Source organism: Synechococcus sp. A10-1-5-9, from assembly GCF_047716785.1.
In the GTDB taxonomy this organism is placed as follows: Bacteria; Cyanobacteriota; Cyanobacteriia; order PCC-6307; family Cyanobiaceae; genus Synechococcus_C.
In genome coordinates this window covers 2638110-2660754 of the sequence record NZ_CP180406.1, presented here as the reverse complement: position 1 = coordinate 2660754, position 22645 = coordinate 2638110, and the positions used below count along the sequence as shown (strand labels likewise).

Sequence of the window (22645 nt, the reverse complement as noted above, 5' to 3'; positions counted from 1 at the left end):
ACCCCTCCTGCCTCGCGGAAGTGAATCTACGCACTCTCCGTCGATCAATCGGTCTTTAATGAGGCACTGACAACAACACTCTCTCTTCATGGCTCCCGCTATTAAGCGCTCCAGGCAGCCAATCCTTGCCACGCTGACCCTCGGCCTCCTGAGCACCGGTCTCAGCAGCTGCGATGGCTCGTGGCGGCAGCGCATTGGCCTTGAGAAGAAGCCTGTTGCAGAGCCGATGCCAGAGGTCAGTGACGGCCCCCGGTCAGCACCGCTCAAGCCGGGAGAGAGCGTGATCGTTGAGGCGGTGGACCGGGTGGGTCCTGCGGTGGTTCGCATCGACACCCTGAAACGGGTGGCCAGTCCACTCGGAAATTTATTCGGCGGCCGAGCCCCCATCCAGAGGCAGGCTGGCCAGGGCTCCGGCTTCATTACCCGATCAGACGGATTGATCTTCACCAACGCCCACGTGGTGGAAGGCGCTGATCAGGTGTCGGTCACCCTGCCCGATGGACGCAGTTTCAGTGGTCGTGTTCTCGGGGGAGACCCGCTGACGGATGTGGCCGTCGTCCGCGTCGTGGCCGACAAACTGCCGGTAGCGCCGTTAGGGAATTCCAATGACCTCAAACCCGGGGAATGGGCCATTGCGATCGGCAACCCCCTTGGACTCAACAACACGGTGACAGCAGGCATCATCAGTGCCGTTGACCGGACCAATGCTGTTGGTGAAGGACAGCGAGTCCCCTACATCCAAACGGATGCAGCGGTGAACCCTGGCAATAGTGGTGGTCCGCTGATCAATGCCTCAGGCCAGGTGATCGGCATCAACACGGCTATCCGGCAGGCACCGGGGGCTGGCCTGAGCTTCGCGATCCCCATCAATCTGGCCAAAAGGATCGCCCAGCAGATCGTCAGTACCGGACAGGCCTCCCATCCGTTCATCGGCGTGAGGCTGCAGAGCCTCACGCCTCAGCTGGCTAAAGAGATCAATGCCACGATCGACCTTTGCAAGGTCCCTGAGCTCAACGGCGTGCTTGTGATCGAAGTTGTGCAAAACAGCCCTGCAGCAAAAGCTGGAATCAAGCCGTGTGACCTGATTCGGAATGTCAACAGCACAGAGGTTCAGGATCCTTCCCAGGTCCAGTTGGCCGTTGACCGTGGTCGCGTGGGTGAAGCGATGCCGATCGTGGTGGAGCGAGATGGGCAACGCCTCGACCTCACCGTGACACCCGAGGAACTACCCAGACAACAATGAGTCATCAGGGTGAATCCGGAGCTCTGCCTGTCCTGATCGTGATGACCCGCTGGCCTGCCAGCGGGCGCTGCAAACAACGCCTAGCCCAAAGCCTTGGGAAGGCTTCAGCTGCGGGCATTCAGGCCCGTTTGATCAGTCACACGCTGGCCGTGGCGGAAAGCCTCGCGCAAAACAGGGTTCTGGACGTAAGGATCGCTGTGAGTGGAGCTGGTCCCAAAGCCTGTCGGCGCTGGCTTTCCCCTCAGCAGGGTGTGTCGGTGAACGCCCAGAGTCGCGGTGGCCTGGGGACCCGTCTCTGTCATGAAGTGCTCAGAGCCCGGGCCCACCGCCCCCCCACTTCGGTGATCCTGATCGGCACGGATCTGCCCGATCTTCATCAGCAGGATCTACTCACAGCGATCGACAAACTGAACCATTCACCGTTGGTGATCGGTCCATCGCCTGATGGGGGGTACTGGCTCATCGGCCTGGCTGCGGAGGAAGACCCTCACTGGCCCTTTCATTCCATTCCGTGGGGAACGGATGCGGTCTGCAGGCTCACCGTCGAGAGAGCCCGGCGTCTGGGCCGGACCCCGGAGTTCCTGAGCTGGCGCAATGACATCGATACGATCGGCGACCTAAGTGGTTGGCTGGCATGAACCAGGCGATCCCATTCCTGAGTGTGGTGATTCCTTGCCTGAATGAGCGCGACAGGCTGCCGTTGTTATTGGCCGATCTCCATCAGGGACGTGGCGATCTCGAACTGGTGATCGCGGACGGGGGCAGCATCGATGGCAGCCCTGCGATCGCTCGGCTCAGCGGAGCCCAGGTCATCACTGTGGAACCGGCTGGTCGAGGCCGCCAGCTTGCCAAAGGCGCCCGTCATGCATCCGGGTCGTGGTTGCTGTTTCTTCACGCTGACAGTCGGCTGCCGAAGACCTGGGCCGAACACATCCGCACGGTTCTTCTCTCACGGCAGGCAGCGGCATCCGCCTGGTATTTCGATCTCCACATCGATCCTGAAACCCCGATGAGGCACATCCTGGGGAAAGCTGTCGCCCTTCGCAGCCGATGGCTGCAAAGGCCTTACGGGGACCAGGGACTTCTCCTGCATCAGACTCTCTACGAACGCTCTGGGGGATTCGCCGAAGTCCCCTTGATGGAAGACCTCGACCTGGTGGAACGACTGAGCAGGATCGCCATGTTGCGCCCACTGCATATCCCTTTGATCACCGACGGGCGTCGCTGGGAGCGTTGCGGTGTGCTCCAGCGCTGCTTGCAAAATTTCAGGCTCAAGCGGAGATGGAAACAAGGTGTTTCCCTGGAAACGCTGGCCCGCGACTACTACACCTCCTAGCTGGCGTACCAGAAGCCGCAACGATGACCGGCAGGCTCCAGATCCCATCCCAACCGCTGGTAGAACGGCAACACCCCAGGATCAGCGAAAAGAGTGGCACGCTCTGTGCCCATCGTGCGCAAGCAATCGAGGATGTAATCCATGAGCTGCTTGCCGAGGCCTGCCCCCTGGTAGAGGGGATGCACAGCCACATCCCAGATGGTGGCCTCAAGCACTCCATCCCCAGTGCAGCGCGCAAATCCAACCAAGCGGGGAATCCGCGCGTCATGTCGCCACAGACCAACCCGCAGAAGGCTGTGATCAAGGGCCTTGCGAACTCTGCGCACTGGCCGTCGGCTCCAACCCACCGCTTCCAGAAGCTGCTCCAGCTCCACCAGATCGAACGCCCGGTGCTGACTGAACACCAGAGTCAGCTGCTCGTTGGGAGACATGCACAGCTTGGCCTGTTCTCCGTACATGGCCTGCAGAGTTTCCGGTTGAAGGGAGGAACCGCTGATCACCGACCTGTGCTGCTTTGGAGTGATCCTGACGCACCGGAGGCCCAGAAGACGGCAGGCTGGTCGGGCCACTGACGCTCTGATGAACGACTCTCCCCTGCTGATCGCGGTGCATGGCTGGATGCTGAGCCGACAGGTCTGGGAACCGTTTGTGAAGACCTGGGAACAGCGAGGCATCCCTGTCACGTTGTGGTGTCCGGACCTGCCTGGCTTCGGAGACCGGATCCGCCCAAAGACCCTTCTGCCAACACTGGCGGCCTACGGACGTTGGTTGGCCACTCAGGCTCTGGATCGAGCAGCAGGTCGACCCTTCATTCTCATGGGGCATTCCCTAGGAGGGAGCGTTGTGCTTCACGCGGAAGCCGAACTGCGCAGAAACGCCAAGTCAGGCTTGTGTGGCCTTGTTTGCGTGGCGGCGGGGGGAGGAATTTATCAGCCCAAACCCTTCCGGCAACTGCGCTCGATCGGACGACTCGTGATCCACATGCGACCGGAGGGCCTGCACCGGCTACCGCCGCCCCTGGGGCGCCTGGGTCCTCTACGAGCCGAGAGTCGAGCTGCCCGGGGGCTTCTAGTGAACAGCACCAGCAGGGGAGCTGTTCGTCAACTGCCGGGGATGGTGGCACGGCTTGCGGTGAACAGCCTGTGGATCAGTGGTGAGCGAGATCAGGTGATGGAACCTGGCTATGTGCGCCACCTGGCGGGATACAGCTCCGGGCATGACTATCGGGAAATCACGAACTGCGGACATCTGCCGATGCGGGAGCAACCGGAGGCGTTATGTACTGAGATTGAGACGTGGCTGATCGCTCAGAGCCTGGCCAGACCACGTTCCTGAAGTTCAGCCAGTTCGGCGTACAAACCACCTTGGGCTCGAAGCTGGAGATGGCTGCCCTGCTCGATCAGACGACCACGCCGTAACACCAGAATTCGGTCTGCCGCCTCCACGGTGGCCAAACGGTGCGCAATCACCACAGCTGTTCGTCGTTCCAGAAGCCGATCCAGATCGCGTTGAAGCGTGGCTTCGGTTGAGGGGTCGAGAAACGCAGTGGCTTCATCCATCACCAACACAGTGGGATTGCGAATGGCCACCCTGGCAACAGCCAACAGCTGCCTCTCTCCTGAACTGAGATTTCCCCCCCGTTCCCGGAGTTCAGTGTCAAGTCCCTCCGGCAGGCGATTGAGAAGGCCACTGAGACCAAGATCTCTGCAGATATCCTCCAGCTTCTGATCAGCAATGTTCTGATCGAGCCGAAGATTGTCAGCGATGCTGCCGCTGAAGAGAAAGGTGTCCTGCAGAACCACTCCGAGCTGATGACGCAAATCTGAGAGGGAGAGGGTGCGGATGTCTTGGCCATCCAGCAGGATCCTCCCCCGCTGGGGTTCATAAAGACGGCACAGCAAACGGATCACCGTGGTTTTCCCAGAGCCGGTTGGGCCGACCAACGCCACATGCTCCCCGGGTGCAATGCGGAAACTGAGGTCTTCAAGGATCGGTTCGTCAGGGCGATAAGCGAAATGCACGTTGTCGAACACCACCTCCCCCCGAGGCGTCTGGATGAGTTGGAGTGGTTTGGTCGTGATGGATTGCTGAACGACATCCGCAGCGATGGGTTGCTTCTGGATCTCGAGGGGCTCTTCGAGCAGCTCACCGATGCGCTCCACCGCCGTCAACCCGCCCTGAATCTGTGTAAAACGTTCTGCCATCTGGCGAAGGGGATCAAACAACCGCTGGGAATAAAGAATGAATGTGGTGAGCGTGCCCAGCCCCATGGCACCAGCCGTGACCATCCATCCACCCAGAGCGAGAACAATGGCGACGGCACCCAGCGACACCCATTCCAGAAATGCGGAAATGCTGCTGTCGTAAAAGATCGTTCCATTCACAGCCTTTCTGTACGCGAAACCAGTGGTTTCAAACCGGGAACCGTTGAAGGCTTCCCTGCGATACATCTGAACGACTTCCAAGCCCTGAAGATTTTCCTGAAACTCAGCATTGAGTTGTGAGAGCTCTTCTCGCACTCTGTAATTCGCCTTCCTGTAACGACGCTGAAGCCAGAGGATGAACAAAGTGACCGGAACCTGCGTGACGAGGAGGAGCAACCCCAGCCGCCACTCGATCAACACCATTGAAATGGCGATCACTGTCAGTGAAACCAGATCTCCGAGCACACCCACGGCACCACTACCGAAAACTTCAGCCAAAGCGTCAACATCACTGGTCAGTCTGGTGAGAAGCTTTCCCACAGGCATCCGATCATGGAACCGGAGCGAGAGATCCATGGCGTGTGAGAACAAATCACGCCTGATTCGTGCCGTCAGACGCTGGCCAACAATTTGAATATTGAGCGATTGATAACCCTGCAGGGCCAAACGCAGCAAGACAGATAACAACAACGTGCCGATAATCAGACGGATGGCCACTGAGCTGTCGAGACCCTGGAGAGCTGGAAGGACCGACTCATTCGTGGCACCAGCCACTGTGCGAAGCACAGAAATCGCCTGACCCACAAGAAGCGGCTGGATAGCGCCAGCCAGAGCCAAAGGCACCAGCAGCGTCAGCGTGAGCAGGAGTCGGCGACGGTCACGTCCGAGGTAGCGGCCGAGCCTGCGGATGCGTTGCAGATCCGAACCCGCCATCAGCTCACGCCCACTGCATCGTGCCGGGAGCCCTGCATGACATCAACGATGCCCTGAAGTTCTCCCTGATCCAGACGCAAGGCAAGCGGATGACCGACAAGACGAGCCGTTGTATGAAACAAATCCTCGATGGCCACGAGCCCGTTGTCACGCAACGTTCGGCCTGTAGCCACCAAGTCCACGATGGCTTCAGCAATCCCTGTGATCGGTCCAAGTTCCACTGACCCGGAGAGATGAATGAGCTCAACCGGAAGGTCAATGGAATCGAAATAGTGACGCGCGCATCGAGTGAACTTGCTAGCCACCCTGCAATGCGGAGGGAGATCCGTTGCTCTTGTGTAATCGCTTGAGCTCTTCACGGCCACAGACATCCTGCAGCCTCCGAAACCCAGATCCACGAGATGGGCAACCGGCATTTGGTGTTCGCGCAACACGTCGTAACCCACAATTCCAAGCTGGGCCTGTCCATAGGCCACGTAAACAGGCACATCCCCGTTGCGCACGAGCAGGGCTCTGGCCCGTCCGCAGGTGGAGGGAACCATCAACTGGCGGTTGTCCGGATCAAGCACCGCTGAAAAGTCCAGACCGGCCAAGCGGAATCGTTCCACGGAATCCCGCAACAGCGCGCCCTTGGCCAATGCAACGGTGATCATGGACTTCTGCAACATTTCGGACTTTAACGATGAGCCTGGTATCGGAGAGGAAAGCCATTCAGCCTCTGCCTGTCCTGCAGGACAACATCATCTGGATCTGGTCACGTGGATCCGAGGCCGTGGTTGTGGATCCCGCCGTTGCAGAGCCGGTCATCCAGACACTTCAGCAGCAAAAGCTGACGTTGATTGCTGTGCTGCAGACCCATCACCATGCCGATCACATCGGCGGCACGCCCGCGTTGCTTGATCAGTGGCCTCAAGCCGCCGTGATCGCCTCAGGACAGGATCGACGGCGGATCCCTTTTCAGACCCAATCGGTCTCAGCCGGTACACGATTCCATTTGCTTGGCATGCCCGTGGACGTCATCGACGTACGGGCTCATACCAATGCCCATCTCGCCTTTGTCTTACCGGACGGCTGTTCGCCCGCTGAAACAACCCCTGCACTCTTCTGTGGCGACACCCTGTTCAGCGGAGGATGCGGACGACTGTTTGAAGGCTCTCCCGACGACATGCACAGGGCCTTGCAGAAACTCGCGGCCCTGCCTGAATCGACGCGTGTGTACTGCGCCCATGAATACACGGAGGGCAATCTCCACTGGGCCCATGCACTCAAGCCTGATGACCAGGCGATCAAGGCTCGGCTCAGGGACGTGGTCGAACTGAGGAGCCATGGACAACTCACCGTGCCGAGCACGATTGGTGAGGAACGTCGATCAAATCTTTTTCTGCGAGCGGAATCTGCAGAAGAGCTCGGTGACCTGCGCAAACTCAAAGACGCCTGGTGAGGGCTTTAAGAGGCCGGCGCTGAGGATGCAAGAGCACGGTTGCCCCCGGTTGAAGTTGCAGATGGCATCGAAGGCCACGATCGTGATCTTCCGCCAGTGGTCTCAGAAGTCGAAGTTGACGCTCACCACTCTGAACCCGATAAAGCCAGCCGTGGCCAAGGAACTCTCGTCCCATCACACAGTCTTCTCCGGAAGGGTCAGGGTGCAGGATGATGGCTTCTGGAGCGACGAGGACAGTGGCGTCCTCCGGCAATGATTCCTCATCGAGGTCGCCTGGATCCCCCAGATCACCGAGGGGACATCGAAGACACCCGGCCGAGAGCTCTCGCCAAACGGGAAGCACATTGCTCTGCAACACGAAGCGGCCGACGAAGGGCGTGGCCGGTGACGCCACGAGTTCTCTTGGGCTGGCGCACTGATGCAGGGATCCATCACGCAAAACAGCCACGCGATGACAGATGGCCAAGGCCTCTTCGGGGTCGTGGGTGACTAGCACTCCGCTGGCGCCACAAGCACTAAGGACAGAGGGGAGCTCACTTCGCAGCCTTAGTCGAACCTCCACATCAAGATTGGAGAACGGCTCATCCAGAAGCACGACCGACGGAGCGGGTGCAAGGGCCCGAGCTAAAGCCAGCCGCTGCCGCTGGCCTCCCGAAAGTTCATGGGGATAGCGCTGCTGAAGACGCTCAAGGCCCAGGAGTTCCAAAAGCCACGAGGCCCGACTGGTATCCGCCCCCCGTCGCAGCCCGAAACAAGTGTTGTCCCATGCGTTGAGGTGCGGGAACAGGGCGTAATCCTGAAACACCATGCCAACACCGCGTCGCTCCGGCGGCAGGGATCTCTCTGGTGTGGCTACTTCACTTCCATGCAGACGCACCACACCACGGGTTGGAGTCTCAAATCCAGCAATCAGTCTCAACAGCGTGGTTTTACCGCAACCGGAAGGTCCCAACAGTCCCACCAACTCACCACTTTGAAGCTTGAGATCGATTGCCTGAAGGGTCCAATCATCAGCGGATCCGCCATAGCGATGCCAGAGACCATTGATCTCGACCGGCAAGGCCCCCATCGGCACAAAACGCGAAGATGCAGACACATTGTGAGCCTCAACCATGACTCTTTCTGCGATTCAGGCCGTTTATACCGATGCTGCTCCGGCTCCAGTCGGCCCTTACAACCAAGCGGTCCAGGCTGGCGGATGGCTTTACTGCTCAGGACAAATCCCTCTTGATCCTGCCAGTGGCGAAATGGTGGGAGAAGGCGATGTGGAGGCAGAAACACGCCAAGTCCTTCATAACCTTGATGCGGTACTGAAAGCAGCAGGCACCGATGGATCACGCGTGGTCCGCACAACGGTGTATCTGGTGGATCTCAACGACTTTCAGGTGGTGAATGCGATCTACGCCGAATGGTTCGGAGAGGGTGTCAGCCCGGCCAGAGCCTGTGTGCAGGTAGCTGCCTTGCCCAAAGGATCAAGGGTCGAGATCGATTGCATCGCCTGCCTCAGTTGAGCTGGGGACAATCCCGCATTCATCCACATTTCAACATGAAGTATCACGGCAAACGCAAGGCACACGCGTCCATCTTTTAAGTCTCTTGTGCCTTGCTGAACCTTGTCGTGGAGTCCCTTACCCAATCATTTGAAAAGGTTGATCAACAAACTTCTGAGGAACTCACGCCTTGGCTGAATGCCAGGGAAGAGGCAACGCGATCACTGGTCGCCAACGGCTGGCAGCGGCTGTATTCAGGGCTCACACCCCATCGCGCCAGTGTCACACTCCTTGACCCAAGCGAAAGCCTGCAGATCAGTCTGCAGATTCCTGTCGACGCCGATGGTGAAGCGCAGGGCGATTGGGATCTCTGGATCGAAGCCTGCCAAAGGCAACTCAGCCTTCCATTGAGAACCTGGCTGGAAGAGCAGGGCATTGAGCGAAGCACCTTGCGTCGTCTGAGTGGAACGGAGCGGAACGAATTGGAGGAACCGCTCGATCTGAAGGCGATGCTTCAGGTGGCTCACTGGCTGCAAGGTCCAATTGAAACGATCGAGAAGCTGGCAAAAGCGAACAGCAGCCAATTGGTCCTCCATCTCGCTGGCCTTGGCCCCAACAGCTGACCGACGGTTTCATAGGTTGAGGGTTGCACCCGAGCAATCCTCATGCCCCAGGCAAAGCTGACCATCGGCGAACTGGAAGCGGGTTACCCCTTGTACTGCAAGGCTTTACGGAGACTTTTGAAAGAAGGACGCGAGGTCAAAGAGATCGAGAAAACTGTCTGCTGGGGACACCTCGAGACCCTCAACCGCTGCCTTCCTGGTCGCTACAAAGCTCCGTCCTATCTCATGGCGTTAATCAGGCGGGACCTCGAGCAAGCCAGCCCCACCTGACCCTGCTTCTCAGCTCGCGGAAGGGGGCTCGATCTCGGTGAGAGGGATCGAAGGATCCTCCCCCTCCACCATCCCCTGAAACACACGACTGGCCAGCACATCTGCTGCTTCAATCGTCACAAGAGCATCCCGATCAAGAGGGCTGTGCATCTGGGAGAACAGGCGGTTCGCTTGCCTAAGACGAAGGCGATCCACCGCGTTACGCATTGAACGGGCGTTCGCGAAAAAAGGGAGCTGGCGTCGCCTGGAGATATAGGTCACGAACGCATCAGCAGCATCAGCGCTTAATTCGTATTGCTGCTGATGCAACAACAAGGTGGTGATTTGCAATAGCTCTGATTCACTGTAATCCGGAAAATCAATATGATGAGCGACACGTGAAGACAAGCCTGGATTAGAAAGGTAAAAATCATTCATCTTATCTTTATATCCAGCAAAAATCACAACGAGATCATTGCGCTGGCTCTCCATCTCCTGCAACAATATTTCAATCGCTTCAGCGCCGTAATCACGTTCATTACCTGGCTTGTATAGATAATAAGCCTCATCAATAAATAGGACCCCTCCATGTGCCCTTTTGATCATCTCTTTCGTTTTAGGTGCTGTATGTCCAACGTATTGCCCCACTAAATCATCTCTAGTCACAGTAACGACATGGCCTTTTCGGAGGTAGCCCAAACGATGCAAAATCAGTGACATGCGAAGTGCCACCGTTGTTTTTCCTGTTCCCGGTTGCCCAGTAAAGGACATGTGAAGACTGGGTGCCGTACTGACAAGGTCAAGTTGACGTCGAGCCTGATCAACGAGAAGCAACGCTGCAATCTCGCGGATTCGAGTTTTGACTGGATGCAGGCCAATCAGTTCATGATCAAGCTGCTGAAGCAAGTCAGCAACACCAGAAGACTTATAAGAGGATGCGAGATCAATCAACGAGCTCATCAATGAGTTTCGCGAATGAATGGTCATCACTAGTCAGCACTGCATCAACGTCGTCGCTCACCGGCCGCAACGTGATGTTGACATAAGTTTTGCCAAAGCTGAGATCAGGGAAGCGATCTTGAGCTTCACTCAAGCAACCAAGACGATCAAGAAAGTCCCGAGTTTCAGCATAGGAAGAGAATTCAATGCGTTTTTCCAGACAAACCGGACGTTTGCGCTCAGTCCACTGATCCATCCTTTTGTCAGACCAACTGAAAGAAAGCTAGAGGAGAGCCCCACGCTGGCATCCCATCAACCGACCTGCCCATACCTCAGCATAGGCTCTATTAGCCGCTTGATCACAAGGTTCCGGGCTTTCCAATGGATGAGGCATGGTGCCTGCAATGGCAGCGTTTGTGACGCAGAACATTGATTTCTGGAAGCTCACACAGATCTGCACATGCACGTCAGCGTCAGAGCGTCCATGAGACGCATACCAAGCGTTCAGCTCCTCCGGGAGGTTTCTAAACATATCCTGCATGCAAAGGCTCGGAGGGATCCCAGCACCCATGCTGGGCACTGGATCGGCGTAGAGCGCCCCATACTTAAATTGGCTTTGATCGGGAGAGATCTGACGCGCCTGAGCGTTGTAAGACACCGTTCCCAGGAAAGGCATCCCGCGAAAAAAGACAGCCTCTACATAAGGAACCGCCACATCCACGAGGAAGGTAAGCCCAGCCTCGGGTGGAAGAAGCCACACGGATTCATCACCCAGGGTGACTTTGTAAGTGATCGGGCTTGCAGCTGCAGCAACGAGTCCATCCCGGATGTGATGGACAACATCGAGGACACAAGCCACTTCGCCGATTCGATACCGACGTGCGAGATCAATGAAAATATCACTCATCACCCGCCAAAACAGACCAAGGGCGTAGATCGTGGTCATCGAACGAATCGCCTCAGGGGCAAAGCCGGGGTAAAGCCCGTTAACGAGGCGCAACAGAGGATCGCGACGGCTACGTAAACCAATCACCTGCTGACAGGCACTCTTGAAGGCATCCGAATCGAAATAGGCATCCATCCCGCCCGTGCCATGCCAAAACATCGCCTTCTGGCAGTATTCAGCATATTCAAAATTGATGCGATCACCAAGAAGATGAGACCAAAGACGATCTAAGGAAAAGCCTTCGTGAAAAAAACGTAGTACTGGAAAAGGATTGAGAAGCTGAGTGTTTCCTTGATGAATCAAATTGCGACTATAAGCATCAAGAACGAGTCCGTAGCTTTCAAGAATGTTGACCACCTGCAACAAGTGGTCAGGAGTATCAGCCAGGAGAGGGGTGTCTGAAAGGAGGCGCCGAACCAGCTCATCCTGATCAGGAAGAGCCTGCGCTGGGGTTTGAGGCAGCGACTGAGTGCTTGTGATCATGCGAAACCTCCAGATGGAACCAGCGAGGCAAGATCGCTCAGCTGCGTCGTGGCCGCTTGGCTGAGTCCAACCAGAAGGTGTGGAGCCAGTCCAAGGATGAGGATCAGCGCAGACATGGACAACGCTGGAAGTTGTTGAAACAAGTTCACCTTATCGAGAATATTCGGATTGAGAGTTTCGCCAGGAGCAGTTGCAAGGCGACCAAAAAACGCACGGTTAACCAGCAGCAGGAAATACACAGCAGTCAGACCGGAGCCGACCATGGACAAGAGGGTGGCCAAAGGGAAGTGCTCGAAACTTCCTTTGAAGACCAGGAATTCAGCAATGAAACCTGCCATCCCAGGAATACCTGCACTGGCCATCACACCAATAATCATCAGTGTGCCTGTGAGAGGCAAACCCCGTTGAGGGTTGAGAAGTCCTCGAAGAACATTGAGATCACGCGTTCCTGTTTGCTGATAGACGATGCCGACCGCGAGAAAAAGCACAGCGGATATCAATCCATGACTCACCATCTGGAACAAAGCGCCCATAATCGCCAATGGCGTTGCAGCAGCTGCCGCAAGCAGCACATACCCCATGTGGCCAACCGAGCTGTAGGCCACCATGCGCTTCATGTCAGTCTGTGCAATGGCAGCCAGCGATCCGTAGAGCACTGAAATAGCAGCCCAGCCTGCTAACCAAGGGGCCGCCACAGACCAGGCTTCAGGAAAGAGTCCCAGGCAAAAGCGCAAGAGTCCGTAGGTGCCCAGCTTGAGAAGAACACCTGCCAGCAAAACTGAAACGGGCGTTGAAGCTTCGGTATGAGCATCAGGCAGCCAAGTATGGAAAGGGAACAAAGGAATCTTGATGCCGAATCCAACGAGAAGAGCACCCATCAGCAACAGCTGGGTGAACAAACTCATCTGACCGACAAGAATTGGACGTATTCCAAAGTCAGCCGATCCAGTAACTAAAGCAATTCCAAGAAATGCAACCAGAATGAGTACACCAGAGACGGCAGTTATAATCAGAAACTTTGTCGATGCATAGGCCCGGTTTGCACCACCCCAGATTGCGATCAGCAACCAAAGAGGGATCAACTCCAGTTCGTAAAAAATAAAAAACAGAAGCAGATTCTGAGAGAGAAAAGCACCATTAACCGCTCCACTGATCACCAACAGTAGTGAGAAATAAAGCCTCGAACGGTTATCAACTGAACGCGAAGCTAATGCAGCAACCAGGCAAAGAACTCCATTCATCAGCACCAGAGGCAGGGACAAGCCATCAACACCAAGGCTGAACTCAAGACCTACAACAGGGAGCCATGGAACGCTGTCAACCAATTGCTGGCCAGCCTCGCCGGCCTGAAAAGGAATTAACAAAGCAAAGCTATAAACACACTGAATAGCAAGGGTTAACAATGCAAGAAATCTATTTTTGCCGGAACCCTCAGGAGGGAGAACACTGATGACCAGCGCACCAAGGAAAGGAATTAAAAGAAGAATCGTAAGCATGACAGAATCAGTTCAGGATCCAACTAAGGGAGGAGAGAAGAATCACAATGGCCGCGATCACCGTGAGTACATAAGACTGAGTCTGCCCACTGATGCTGAGTTTGAGACCTTCAGCCGATTGAAGAGAGATTCGAGCCAAGCCATGAAGCACACCATCAACAACAGTGCTGTCGAACCAACCTGCCAAACGAGAAAAGCTCGCCACGACATTAACAATGGTCACCCTGTAAAAACGCTCTGTGTAGAAATCATTTTCCAAAAGATCTTGAAGCCATCGCAAAATGGGATTAAGGGATCGGGACCAAGCCTTGTTCAGTGGGATCAAACCACCGATCGAAACTCCGATCACTCCACTGATGACCACCAGTGCTGCTGCCCATAGGGGGAATGCAAGAAGACCATCGAGGGACTCCAGACGAATCAGCAGGAATGGTGTTAAGAGCACAATCACTGCCAGCGCAACCATTGGCAGAGCCATCAACCAGTTCACCTCAGCGGCTCGCCTCGTCTTCGCGAGGGATTGACCAAGGAAGACCTGTCTGAAAACTCGAGTGAGATTGAGTGCCGTTAAAACATTTGTGGTCAAGAAAACAGGCACAAAAATCACCTCTCGAGCGCCAATCAGCTCAACCGCCTGTGCCAGACAGAGAAATCCCCCCAGCGGCAAAAGGCCGACAAGTCCAGCACCACCAATCAGGAATGAGCCTGTTGTCGCCGGCATGCGACTGGCCAAGCCACCAAGCTCGGTGATGTCCTGGCAATTGGTTGAAGCAATCACTCCCCCCACACTCATGGAGAGCAGTGCTTTCGAAACTGCATGAGCGTAAAGAAGTAGCAAGGCCAACACAGGGACCTGAAGGGAAATTGCGATAAAGACCAGGCCCAGATAAGCGGTTGTGGAATAGGAGAGTGTTCGCTTGATATCAACCTGAGCGATCGATACCAATGAACCACCAATGGCGCTGATCGCACCGATCACCTGAAGAACCACCAAGGTGACGGGAGCGTTTTGAAGAAGCGGCATCACCTTCAGCAGAACGATGGCACCACAAGTCACCACCACAGAATTGCGAAGAATGGACGCGGGGTTGGGACCTTCCATCGCTTCATCCAACCAGAGGTGCATGGGAAACTGTGCACACTTACCTGTAGGGCCAGCAATCAGTCCAAGCCCGAGAAGCGTTGCCGCAAGAGGAAAAAGTGTTCTCTGAGCAGACCAGGTGTAAAGATCCTCAAAGCTCGTCACGCCAGACCAAGCGGTCACTGCCACAACACTCATCAGCAGCAACACGTCACCAACACGCTTGGTCAGAAAGGCATCTCGGGCTGCAGTAACAACAAGCGGCTGGGCATACCAAAATCCAACCAACAGATAGGTTGACAATGTAAGCATTTCCAGAAGGAAATAACTCTGAAAAAGCGAGTCACTCAGAACAACACCTGACATAGCCCCTTCGAAAAATCCAAGCAGCGCAAAGAAGCGAGCCAAAGCCCACTCTTTGTCCATGTATCCAAGTGAGTAAATCTGGGACAAGAGGCTCAATCCAGTGATCAGCTCAAGCGCAGATACATTCGTCAGAGAAAGGCTGAAACTGATCTCGAGATTCAGATCGGCCACGGAAAGCCAGGGCACTCGAATCAAAGCCGGCCCGGTGAGCATGACGTCTCTGAGCACCAAGCTGCCATGGATCACCGCAACCAGGGTGAGCAGAATGTTGAGATAAGCGGGAGGCTTGTGTGCATCCCGACGGAACCAGCCAAAGGCCCAGGGGAGAGAGACAATCATCCCGGCCAATCCGTAGAGAGGAATGAACCAGGCGGTCTGGAGTGGCAGCGTCAATGCTGAGGTCAAAGGAAACGAGACCGGATCGATCTTCGTATGTCGTGTTGGCCGGGGAATCTACCCTGAAATGTCGAAAGGCGACATCTCTGATCAGCTACGTCGTCGCACATTGGTCGCCATGAGTGCGGGTTCTACTTCCTGATGCGGCCTGGCGATGATGTGAGCCGCAACGAGCCCGTCACCGACCCGCTCACAGGCGTCGGCCCCGGCACGCACGGCAGCATTCACAGCGCCGGTCTCTCCGCGCACCATCACGGTCACATAACCACCACCGACGTACTCACGACTGATGAGAGAGACCTCTGCAGCCTTGGTCATCGCATCAGCGGCCTCGATGGCAGGCACCATGCCACGCGTCTCGATCATGCCCAGAGCGATACCCTTGATGGGCTGGGCCGCGGATGAGGAGGTGGTCTCAGGCTTGGGCACACTGCCCCGACCTCCGGAACCTGTCGCTGCACTGCCGCGTGTCGTGGAGCGACTGGCGGTTGCGCGGGTGACCGCTGAACTAGTCGCTGTCGAACCAGTGGATGCCTCTGGGGTGGAGCTGGCAGCCGGATCTGGAGAGGTGGAAGCAGGTGTGGCCACAGGATTCACATCAACGGTCTTGTTCGCAGCGGCACTGCTGCGGGTGGTGCGGCGACGGGGAGAAGGGGATGGAGTGGCCATGGGGTTAACGGTGTGGAAGCGGAACGGAAACGGAGGAGAGAGGGGAAAACTCCCTATCCGTCCGGATTCCAGTGATCAATGATCCCGCCGATTGTCAGATCGGTCAGGACCGTGTTGTCGGGGCAGGCATGTCGGGCGGCAGAGCCACTGGCGGTGAACACCCAGTTGCCCTCTCGGGCACCCACAGGATCCACTGCCACCAGTTTTTTGCCCTTGGAATTGCACAAGACGCGCAGGTGCATGTGATCCAATCCCGCCACGCGGAAGGTGCAGACCAGAGTTCCCATCACCTGCATAATCTCCATCAGCCAGCCGCTCCTGCCGCTGGATTCGCTGCGGGAGCAGACGTTGATGCTGGTGCAGGCGCTGAGGTTGGGGCAGGCGCAGGGGTTGGGGACTTGGGAGGGTCTGGTTCCCAGTGGTCGATGATTCCCACAATTGTGAGATCGCTGGGATACGACTTACTCCCGGCGGCTTCGCGGGCAGCAGAACTGCTGACACAGATGACCCAGTCGCCTGGTTTGGCGCCTACAGCATCCACCGCCACTTTCTTGGTACTGCCGTCTTGCACAACCTGAAGATGCTTGTGCTCGAAATCAGGAATCCGGTTAGTGGAAACCAGCGGCTTGATGACCTTGACGATCAACATGATCAGTGAGCCTCCTGTTGAACGGGATCGAGTGTTGAACCAACGACAACGGCGGAATGAGGTTGATCGCGGTCGCGGATGGTGAGCAGCGTATGAAGCAGTCCCTGACTCACCAAAGGTTCATAACGATCGTTGATCGCCGACTGGATGCGATGACAATCAGCAATCGCTCGATCACGGGCACCTGGAACCTTTCCTGAATAGTCAAAACGCACCACAACTGGAATCGGAAGATCACGGGATACATTCAGACCTTTGAAGATCTTCACTCCCACATCCAGATCAGGAGCTCCCTGTTCAACCGTATCAAGGTGAGCAAAATACGTGAGATTGCGAAGGTGAACCTCCTTGAATCCAATACCAACACCAATGAATCGTTCGGCATGACCTGCGTCGGGATAGGGGCCGCGGTGCAAAGCACGGACATAGTCCTGCTGAGAAAAGTTATTAACCAGAAGCTGTGAAACAAAACGCACCATGCCCGGATCAGGAGCCGCTGCAACATGCGTAGTGACAGCAGCTTCCACAGCTTCATGCGCCTGCTCTGATGTCAAGGACACCGTGCTGTCGTACAGCGCCCTGGCACATAACCATTGGTCAACACGGATCTCACCCTGCTGATCGGGAACATGGACACGGATCGCATCCGTATCGGTGTCTAAACCGATCAGAAGTAAATCAACAGACGCTCCGCAGCAAAAACTATTTTCAACAGCCTCTCTGAAATCAAGTAGGCGACGAAGCCCGGACGATGCCGCTAAACCATCGTCACTTCCATGCGCTGCACATCCCTGATGGAGAGGATCAACTGAGCTGAAGTGATACGCCACCATTTTCAGATAACGCGTTGAAGCATGAGCTTCATTCGGAATCTGCTCTCGGAAACGTCGATGTTCGGTCTTTACCCAGCGATTGACAGTGTTCTCAATATCGAACATCGCACCAGCGTGGGAACGTCGGCGAACAGAGCTGAAAGGAATGCGCAGGGCATAAGCAATGGTGTGCGCTAGCCGACCATCAGCACAGGGAGTGACATCCAGTAAATGGAATCCACACTCGAGGAGAAATGAATCAAATGCCTGAGCATTTGAACTCCCCACAGCGCTCTTCAGAGGATCCTCCTGAAAGAAGTGATCGCTGAACTGCTGGTGAGATTGAAAAACACACCAGGCGAACAACGCTCGCATATCCAGGGGACGGACCCAGGACTTTTCAAGAATGTGATCCGGCAGATCAAATCCCAGTTCGGCTCGAGCCAGACGTTGGGCCTGCGAAAGGAAATCTGGCTCATGCTGCAGGACCGCCACCTGCTTGAGCACAGGAACAATCCGATCAAATCGTCCTTTGATCTCAGTCTCATAAGCCTGAAGATCACGGTTCTGCTGTTGATCCGTCAGGGGGTGAAGATCAACGGTCCATGGAAGAGACGAGCGGCTGAGATTGACAGTCGAACGCGATGGCTGAGAGACCTTCTTGACCCAGCCAGGCTGCTGGGTTGAAGGTCGGGGACGGTCTTGCTGAGTGCGAACTCGCCCAGCAGCGACTGAACCAGAGTTAAGAACAGCAGCCTTACCAGCGGTGGTCAACGCTTGTCGGCGTTGCAGCGCTGAAGAACGCGTCTCGGATCGGGTTAACGGAATGGAAGACCCTGGAGATGATGACGGTTGGTCATCCTGAGAAAACAGTTGACGCCGCGTCGGAGCCGTGGGCGCCTGAGGTCGCCCGCCGCGGAGAGGCATGGAGCGAACCATCAGATCCTCAACCCCGTGCGCCGCCAGACACTGTGATCAGAGATCCCTTGTCGGTATTGCCGCTGGAACCTGTAACGCGACTGACAGGCCAGTCGGTTTCTTGATTGCGCTTGCGCTCGAAAGGTGGCATCGCACCCATCGATCCGGTGCGGCTGGGATTGCGCCGACGGGCGGAAGCTCCCTCGGTGCCGGTGACGTGCTCACCACGGTCCCAGTCATCACCAGTCACTTTCCTCGCTGAACCTTCACCGGTGACCCGGGAGACCTGACGTAGATCCTCATCCATGGTCACCGGAGCCTCAACCACTGGCGGAGTGGCTTGAAAATGACGACGCTGGAATTCGCGATTGTCGAAGCGGAACTGCTCGGTGCCGGTGACCTTGCCACCGGCCATGTCAAAAGGGCCGGTGATGCGGTTGCCCTGCTCGTAAGAAGTTCCAGTGACAGCACCCTGGGCATCGCGCTGTTGCTGGGCGGCGCGGGCAGGGGACATCACGCTGAAGCGAGTCCAGGCTGCACCCTCGGGGGATTGACCGTGGGTCTCTGTACCTGCGGGAGATTCATCACCACAGGCCTGGGCAAGCTGGTCTGCGCCCACATAGGGAGTACCGGTGACAGCTTCGCAGGCACCTTTTTCGTCGCCCGTCATCACACCACCCACACCGGGCTGAATACCGGTCATAGCTGCAGACGGCGTACCGAGACGCACAGGGGTGCGTTCGCGAATGGCCTGCACAGCTGGAGTACCACAGTGTTGGCCGGCCTGCTCAAGACCTGCATAGGGGGTGCCGGTGACAGCCTGGCAACTGCCGGGCTCATCGCCAGTCACACGCTCCGAACGACCGGTGCGGGTGCCGCTCACCACCTGGTTGCGGTTGGTGATGCTGAAGCCGACTTTGGCAGCTTCAGGCTCAGGCTTGCTGCCGCAGAAGGCATTCACCTGTTCTGCACTGATGTATTGATCGCCAGTCACGCGATGGCATGAGCCGAACTCATCGCCTGTCACCTGAGAGGACCGGCCCACCATGGTGCCGGTGACACCTGTGCCGGAGAGAGTTCCCGACAGGCCAACTTTGGCGGCAGGACGACCTTCAGGGAGGGGATCAGACCCGAGGTATTGATCACCGGTGAGACTGCGGCCAGCACCAGCCTCATCACCGGTGACACTGGAGGAGCGGCCCACCATCACCCCACTGACAGGACGCCCTTGCTGGGTGAGGCTATGGCCCACCTTTCGAGGTGAAACCTGCGAGCTACCGCAGTAGGCAGCGGACTGGTTGGCCGAGATGTATTCAGTACCCGTTACGTTTTTGCAAGTCCCGGGCTCATCACCGGTGACTTTGTCGGAGCGACCAACCTCGTTACCGGTGACCCGGTTGCCATGACTGGTGGCAGACACTCGCACCTTGGCTGGGGTGGTGGGCTCAGGTGCCTGCTGGCAGAACGTCTGGAACACCTCAGCGCCCAGATATTCGGTACCCGTGATCGAACGGCAAGTGCTGGCTTCGTTGCCAGTGGTCTTGACCGAACGGTTGGCTTGCGTGCCTGTGACGGTCTGGCCTGAGGTGGTGGTGCTTTCACCCACCTTCCAATGCGCATCGGCAGCAGCAGCCTGTTTGGCACCGTGACGGTTCGGGCCAGTGGGCCGGGTCACACCGGCGCTTTGCTTGTTGCGGGCACCGGCCTTCGTGCGCAGCTCGCGCACCTGCTGAGCGAGCTCTCGGCTGGTGAGGTCTGGATTGGCCTGGCGAGCCACAGCCGCAGCACTAGTGGGCTGTTTACCTGCGGTTTTGCCATGCTTCGACATGGCGTCTCGTCGAGCGAGCACAAGAGCACGACTCGGGTTCTCGATAGCGCGACGCTTTGGCGTCGCTGAACGACGCTCCGTGCGAGCGGACAGCTTGGGTGCCGATGCACTCAGTGAAGTCAGTGCAGTCTTCTCAGCAGCACGCTTGCCACCGCAGCCACAGCTCTTGGTGGATTCAGCTGGTGCAGCCGCTTTGGTTTGACGGGCGACATCTGCTCGGCTGCGATCGCGGCTGGTGTCAGCGGTCTTACCGCGGCGCGACAGTGCCTCACGACGGGCCAGCACTAGATCCCGGCTGGGATGACGCTGAGGCTTCACCTGAGAACTGCGGGAAGGGGACGCCGGTGTAAACGACACCTTGGGTTTCACGGGAGCGGCAACAGCTGGAGCAGTGGGCTCAACAGCGGCAGCAGCCTCCGTACGGGTGGGACGTGCGTCGGCGGCAGTGCGCACGCGATTGGCACCATCTCTTGCAGCCACAGAGGACTTCTTACCGGAGGTGGTCAGCGCCTTGCGGCGCTCGAGTGCGAGTTCGCGACTGGAAAGTCTTGCCATGTCCGCCCGAGGGTGTCGTCGTGAAGTGGAGGGGCACCTGCCCCTCCTGAAAAAACTGGAGCCCTGAGGAGTTCAGGGCTCGGAACCAAAGGTTCGAAGGATCAGCGTCCTTCGAAAACCACGAAGCAGGCACCCTGGCTCTGGGTGTAAGCGTCGTAACCGACGATGCGAACGTGGTGGTCGGGGTAAGCGCGATGGCAAGCCTCGAGCTCACTCACAACAACGTTGAGGTCCTTCTCACCGAAGAAGGGGAGCTTCCAATAGGACCAGTACGTGGCCATGGAGTTGCTGGGGTGGACGTGCTCGACGAGCGGGCTCCAACCCTGGGCAATGATGTACGCGATCTGGTCGTAGATCTCGTCCTGGGTCATCGGCGGGAGAAAGCCGAAGGTCTCCAGGGTGGCGACTGTTTGATAGTCACCCACGGTGCTCTGGAAAGGCATGGGGATCCTGGTTGTAAAAAAAGGGTTGGGCCGGTTGCATCAACCGGCCGTAGAAACGATCAGTTCTGAACGTCGAGCTTGTCGACGGTGTCGAACTCGAACTTGATCTCCTTCCAGGTCTCGAGGGCGATCGCCAGCTCAGGGCTGTGCTTGCCGGCTTCCATGAGGATGTCGCGGCTCTCTTTCTCGAGATGACGGCCGGCGTTGCGGGCCTTGACGCAGGCCTCGAGGGCCACGCGATTGGCCGCAGCACCTGCAGCGGAACCCCAGGGGTGACCGTGGGTACCACCACCGAACTGCAGAACGGAGTCGTCGCCGAAGATGGTGACCAGGGCAGGCATGTGCCACACGTGGATACCGCCGGAAGCAACGGCGAACACGCCAGGCATGGAACCCCAGTCCTGATCGAAGAAGTTGCCGCGGCTGCGGTCTTCGGGCACGAAGGATTCGCGCAGCTGGTCGATGTAGCCGAGGGTGGTCTGACGATCACCTTCCAGCTTTCCGACCACGGTGCCGGTGTGGAGCTGGTCACCACCGGACAGACGCAGACACTTGGCCAGAACGCGGAAGTGGATGCCGTGCTTGGGGTGACGATCGATCACCGCGTGCATGGCGCGGTGGATGTGCAGCAACATGCCGTTCTTGCGGCACCACTTCGACAAACCGGTGTTGGCCGTGAAGCCACCGGTGATGAAGTCGTGCATGATGATCGGCATGCCGAGTTCCTTGGCGAACTCAGCGCGCTCGTACATCTCTTCGGGAGTGTTGGCGGTCACGTTGAGGTAGTGACCCTTGCGCTCTCCGGTCTCCTGCTCGGACAGCTTGATGGCTTCCGCAACGAATTCGAAGCGGTTCTGCCAACGCTGGAAGGGCTGGGAGTTGATGTTCTCGTCGTCTTTGGTGAAGTCCAGACCACCGCGCAGGCACTCATAGACAACACGGCCGTAGTTCTTACCGCTCAAGCCGAGCTTCGGCTTGATGGTGCAACCCAGCAGGGGACGCCCGTACTTGTTCATCCGGTCGCGCTCGACCTGGATGCCGTTCGGCGGGCCGTAGCAGCTCTTGATGAACGCCATCGGGAAGCGGATGTCTTCCAGGCGCAGGTGGCGAAGAGCCTTGAAACCGAACACGTTGCCGACCAGGGAGGTCAGAACGTTGGTGATGGAACCCTCTTCGAACAGGTCGAGGGGGTATGCGATGAATGCATAGAAAGACTCCTTGTCACCAGGGACGTCTTCGATGCGGTAGCAACGGCCTTTATAGAAGTCGAGATCGGTGAGGAGCTCGGACCACACAGTGGACCAGGTGCCGGTGGAGGATTCAGCAGCCACAGCAGCGGCAACTTCTTCCTTGGGCACACCGTCTTGGCCGGTGCACTTGAAGCAGGCCAGCAGGTCGGTGTCGAGGGGGACGTAATCAGGAGTCCAGTAGGTATCCCTGTACTCCTTGACCCCAGCGTCGTACTTCTTGCTCATGGGAAATCTCCGTTAGGTCGGTGAAGAGGTTGAGACGTTCGCGTGCCTCATCTGAGGCTCAGCGGAAGAT

Annotated in this window: 24 protein-coding genes; 8 read left to right on the top strand and 16 right to left on the bottom strand. The window is 57.2% G+C overall.

Translation table 11 applies throughout. The features are described 5' to 3' along the window. The first annotated feature begins 88 nt into the window (after positions 1–88). Genes ACLM45_RS14140 through ACLM45_RS14130 form a run of 3 tightly spaced genes read left to right on the top strand, consistent with a single transcriptional unit; the run spans position 89 to position 2579 of the window. Positions 89–1243 (top strand): trypsin-like peptidase domain-containing protein, encoded by a 1155-nt coding sequence (locus ACLM45_RS14140; protein ID WP_415409901.1) that lies wholly within the window; start codon positions 89–91, stop codon positions 1241–1243. Further along, positions 1240–1881 carry a TIGR04282 family arsenosugar biosynthesis glycosyltransferase gene (locus tag ACLM45_RS14135; protein WP_415409899.1) on the top strand — a complete coding sequence of 214 codons (642 nt, stop codon included), beginning with the start codon at positions 1240–1242 and terminating at the stop codon, positions 1879–1881. The genes ACLM45_RS14140 and ACLM45_RS14135 overlap by 4 nt, the downstream gene beginning before the upstream one ends. After that, positions 1878–2579, top strand: a complete 702-nt coding sequence (locus ACLM45_RS14130; RefSeq protein WP_415409898.1) for a TIGR04283 family arsenosugar biosynthesis glycosyltransferase — start codon at positions 1878–1880, stop codon at positions 2577–2579. The genes ACLM45_RS14135 and ACLM45_RS14130 overlap by 4 nt, the downstream gene beginning before the upstream one ends. Here ACLM45_RS14130 and ACLM45_RS14125 read toward each other — a convergent pair. Beyond that, entirely contained in the window at positions 2576–3079 is a 504-nt protein-coding gene (locus ACLM45_RS14125; protein WP_038005557.1) for a GNAT family N-acetyltransferase, read from the bottom strand. The genes ACLM45_RS14130 and ACLM45_RS14125 overlap by 4 nt on opposite strands. Positions 3080–3158: 79 nt before the next feature. On the opposite strand from ACLM45_RS14125, the gene ACLM45_RS14120 reads away from it, so the two are divergent. After that, the gene (locus ACLM45_RS14120; protein ID WP_415409897.1) at positions 3159–3914 is read left to right on the top strand and encodes an alpha/beta fold hydrolase; all 756 of its coding nucleotides are present in this window, start codon (positions 3159–3161) and stop codon (positions 3912–3914) included. Here ACLM45_RS14120 and ACLM45_RS14115 read toward each other — a convergent pair. Then, positions 3887–5716, bottom strand: coding sequence for an ABC transporter ATP-binding protein (locus tag ACLM45_RS14115; RefSeq protein WP_415409896.1), 1830 nt, complete (start codon positions 5714–5716; stop codon positions 3887–3889). The genes ACLM45_RS14120 and ACLM45_RS14115 overlap by 28 nt on opposite strands. Further along, the gene (gene hisG / locus ACLM45_RS14110; protein ID WP_415411443.1) at positions 5716–6369 is read right to left on the bottom strand and encodes an ATP phosphoribosyltransferase; all 654 of its coding nucleotides are present in this window, start codon (positions 6367–6369) and stop codon (positions 5716–5718) included. The genes ACLM45_RS14115 and hisG overlap by 1 nt, the downstream gene beginning before the upstream one ends. Before the next feature lie 29 nt (positions 6370–6398). On the opposite strand from hisG, the gene gloB reads away from it, so the two are divergent. Continuing rightward, positions 6399–7157: a hydroxyacylglutathione hydrolase gene (gene gloB, locus ACLM45_RS14105; protein WP_415409895.1), complete on the top strand. Its 759-nt coding sequence runs from the start codon at positions 6399–6401 to the stop codon at positions 7155–7157. Here the strand turns inward: gloB and ACLM45_RS14100 are convergent. After that, on the bottom strand, positions 7141–8271 hold the full coding sequence (locus tag ACLM45_RS14100; RefSeq protein ID WP_006043665.1) for an ABC transporter ATP-binding protein: 1131 nt from the start codon (positions 8269–8271) through the stop codon (positions 7141–7143). The genes gloB and ACLM45_RS14100 overlap by 17 nt on opposite strands. Between ACLM45_RS14100 and ACLM45_RS14095 the strand changes: the two genes are divergently transcribed. The 3 genes from ACLM45_RS14095 to ACLM45_RS14085 all read left to right on the top strand — a co-directional run bounded on the left by ACLM45_RS14095 (position 8270) and on the right by ACLM45_RS14085 (position 9540). Next, positions 8270–8668, top strand: a complete 399-nt coding sequence (locus tag ACLM45_RS14095; protein WP_006043664.1) for a RidA family protein — start codon at positions 8270–8272, stop codon at positions 8666–8668. The genes ACLM45_RS14100 and ACLM45_RS14095 overlap by 2 nt on opposite strands. 107 nt (positions 8669–8775) lie before the next feature. Then, the gene (locus ACLM45_RS14090; RefSeq protein ID WP_415409894.1) at positions 8776–9270 is read left to right on the top strand and encodes a hypothetical protein; all 495 of its coding nucleotides are present in this window, start codon (positions 8776–8778) and stop codon (positions 9268–9270) included. A 42-nt stretch (positions 9271–9312) separates the two neighbouring features. Beyond that, the gene (locus ACLM45_RS14085; protein WP_006043662.1) at positions 9313–9540 is read left to right on the top strand and encodes a DUF3136 domain-containing protein; all 228 of its coding nucleotides are present in this window, start codon (positions 9313–9315) and stop codon (positions 9538–9540) included. 9 nt (positions 9541–9549) lie between these two features. On the opposite strand, the gene cbbX is transcribed toward ACLM45_RS14085, so the two are convergent. The 12 genes from cbbX to ACLM45_RS14025 form a co-directional block, all read right to left on the bottom strand. Further along, positions 9550–10479, bottom strand: a complete 930-nt coding sequence (gene cbbX / locus ACLM45_RS14080; protein ID WP_415409893.1) for a CbbX protein — start codon at positions 10477–10479, stop codon at positions 9550–9552. Then, positions 10463–10714, bottom strand: a complete 252-nt coding sequence (locus ACLM45_RS14075) for a 4a-hydroxytetrahydrobiopterin dehydratase (protein WP_006043660.1) — start codon at positions 10712–10714, stop codon at positions 10463–10465. The genes cbbX and ACLM45_RS14075 overlap by 17 nt, the downstream gene beginning before the upstream one ends. A gap of 27 nt (positions 10715–10741) precedes the next feature. Then, entirely contained in the window at positions 10742–11887 is a 1146-nt protein-coding gene (locus ACLM45_RS14070; protein ID WP_415409892.1) for a CO2 hydration protein, read from the bottom strand. Continuing rightward, positions 11884–13383: an NADH-quinone oxidoreductase subunit M gene (locus tag ACLM45_RS14065; RefSeq protein WP_415409891.1), complete on the bottom strand. Its 1500-nt coding sequence runs from the start codon at positions 13381–13383 to the stop codon at positions 11884–11886. The genes ACLM45_RS14070 and ACLM45_RS14065 overlap by 4 nt, the downstream gene beginning before the upstream one ends. A gap of 7 nt (positions 13384–13390) precedes the next feature. Further along, positions 13391–15235, bottom strand: coding sequence for an NAD(P)H-quinone oxidoreductase subunit F (locus ACLM45_RS14060; protein ID WP_415409890.1), 1845 nt, complete (start codon positions 15233–15235; stop codon positions 13391–13393). Between the two features lie 81 nt (positions 15236–15316). Continuing rightward, on the bottom strand, positions 15317–15895 hold the full coding sequence (locus ACLM45_RS14055; protein ID WP_415409889.1) for a BMC domain-containing protein: 579 nt from the start codon (positions 15893–15895) through the stop codon (positions 15317–15319). Between the two features lie 53 nt (positions 15896–15948). After that, positions 15949–16200, bottom strand: coding sequence for a carboxysome peptide B (locus ACLM45_RS14050; protein WP_006043655.1), 252 nt, complete (start codon positions 16198–16200; stop codon positions 15949–15951). Then, positions 16200–16544: a carboxysome peptide A gene (locus tag ACLM45_RS14045; RefSeq protein ID WP_415409888.1), complete on the bottom strand. Its 345-nt coding sequence runs from the start codon at positions 16542–16544 to the stop codon at positions 16200–16202. Before ACLM45_RS14045 ends, ACLM45_RS14050 begins: the two co-directional genes overlap by 1 nt. Positions 16545–16546: 2 nt before the next feature. Further along, positions 16547–18295 (bottom strand): carboxysome shell carbonic anhydrase, encoded by a 1749-nt coding sequence (locus ACLM45_RS14040; protein WP_415409887.1) that lies wholly within the window; start codon positions 18293–18295, stop codon positions 16547–16549. A gap of 7 nt (positions 18296–18302) precedes the next feature. After that, entirely contained in the window at positions 18303–20657 is a 2355-nt protein-coding gene (locus ACLM45_RS14035; RefSeq protein ID WP_415409886.1) for a CsoS2 family carboxysome shell protein, read from the bottom strand. A gap of 101 nt (positions 20658–20758) precedes the next feature. After that, positions 20759–21100 (bottom strand): ribulose bisphosphate carboxylase small subunit, encoded by a 342-nt coding sequence (locus ACLM45_RS14030; protein WP_006043651.1) that lies wholly within the window; start codon positions 21098–21100, stop codon positions 20759–20761. A 59-nt stretch (positions 21101–21159) separates the two neighbouring features. Then, positions 21160–22575, bottom strand: coding sequence for a form I ribulose bisphosphate carboxylase large subunit (locus ACLM45_RS14025; RefSeq protein WP_006043650.1), 1416 nt, complete (start codon positions 22573–22575; stop codon positions 21160–21162). Positions 22576–22645 lie beyond the last annotated feature (70 nt).

Excerpts from the sequence above, each read along its gene's own strand:
- ACLM45_RS14030 (WP_006043651.1), bottom strand. The coding sequence starts at position 21,100 with ATGCCTTTCCAGAGCACCGTGGGTGACTATCAAACAGTCGCCACCCTG.
- ACLM45_RS14140 (WP_415409901.1), top strand. The coding sequence starts at position 89 with ATGGCTCCCGCTATTAAGCGCTCCAGGCAGCCAATCCTTGCCACGCTG.
- ACLM45_RS14040 (WP_415409887.1), bottom strand. The coding sequence starts at position 18,295 with ATGGTTCGCTCCATGCCTCTCCGCGGCGGGCGACCTCAGGCGCCCACG.
- ACLM45_RS14100 (WP_006043665.1), bottom strand. The coding sequence starts at position 8,271 with ATGGTTGAGGCTCACAATGTGTCTGCATCTTCGCGTTTTGTGCCGATG.
- hisG (WP_415411443.1), bottom strand. The coding sequence starts at position 6,369 with ATGATCACCGTTGCATTGGCCAAGGGCGCGCTGTTGCGGGATTCCGTG.
- ACLM45_RS14115 (WP_415409896.1), bottom strand. The coding sequence starts at position 5,716 with ATGGCGGGTTCGGATCTGCAACGCATCCGCAGGCTCGGCCGCTACCTC.
- ACLM45_RS14045 (WP_415409888.1), bottom strand. The coding sequence starts at position 16,544 with ATGTTGATCGTCAAGGTCATCAAGCCGCTGGTTTCCACTAACCGGATT.
- ACLM45_RS14120 (WP_415409897.1), top strand. The coding sequence starts at position 3,159 with ATGAACGACTCTCCCCTGCTGATCGCGGTGCATGGCTGGATGCTGAGC.
- ACLM45_RS14135 (WP_415409899.1), top strand. The coding sequence starts at position 1,240 with ATGAGTCATCAGGGTGAATCCGGAGCTCTGCCTGTCCTGATCGTGATG.
- ACLM45_RS14025 (WP_006043650.1), bottom strand. The coding sequence starts at position 22,575 with ATGAGCAAGAAGTACGACGCTGGGGTCAAGGAGTACAGGGATACCTAC.
- gloB (WP_415409895.1), top strand. The coding sequence starts at position 6,399 with ATGAGCCTGGTATCGGAGAGGAAAGCCATTCAGCCTCTGCCTGTCCTG.
- ACLM45_RS14065 (WP_415409891.1), bottom strand. The coding sequence starts at position 13,383 with ATGCTTACGATTCTTCTTTTAATTCCTTTCCTTGGTGCGCTGGTCATC.
- ACLM45_RS14075 (WP_006043660.1), bottom strand. The coding sequence starts at position 10,714 with ATGGATCAGTGGACTGAGCGCAAACGTCCGGTTTGTCTGGAAAAACGC.
- ACLM45_RS14130 (WP_415409898.1), top strand. The coding sequence starts at position 1,878 with ATGAACCAGGCGATCCCATTCCTGAGTGTGGTGATTCCTTGCCTGAAT.
- ACLM45_RS14085 (WP_006043662.1), top strand. The coding sequence starts at position 9,313 with ATGCCCCAGGCAAAGCTGACCATCGGCGAACTGGAAGCGGGTTACCCC.
- ACLM45_RS14070 (WP_415409892.1), bottom strand. The coding sequence starts at position 11,887 with ATGATCACAAGCACTCAGTCGCTGCCTCAAACCCCAGCGCAGGCTCTT.
- ACLM45_RS14055 (WP_415409889.1), bottom strand. The coding sequence starts at position 15,895 with ATGGCCACTCCATCCCCTTCTCCCCGTCGCCGCACCACCCGCAGCAGT.
- ACLM45_RS14035 (WP_415409886.1), bottom strand. The coding sequence starts at position 20,657 with ATGGCAAGACTTTCCAGTCGCGAACTCGCACTCGAGCGCCGCAAGGCG.
- ACLM45_RS14050 (WP_006043655.1), bottom strand. The coding sequence starts at position 16,200 with ATGGAGATTATGCAGGTGATGGGAACTCTGGTCTGCACCTTCCGCGTG.
- ACLM45_RS14095 (WP_006043664.1), top strand. The coding sequence starts at position 8,270 with ATGACTCTTTCTGCGATTCAGGCCGTTTATACCGATGCTGCTCCGGCT.
- cbbX (WP_415409893.1), bottom strand. The coding sequence starts at position 10,479 with ATGAGCTCGTTGATTGATCTCGCATCCTCTTATAAGTCTTCTGGTGTT.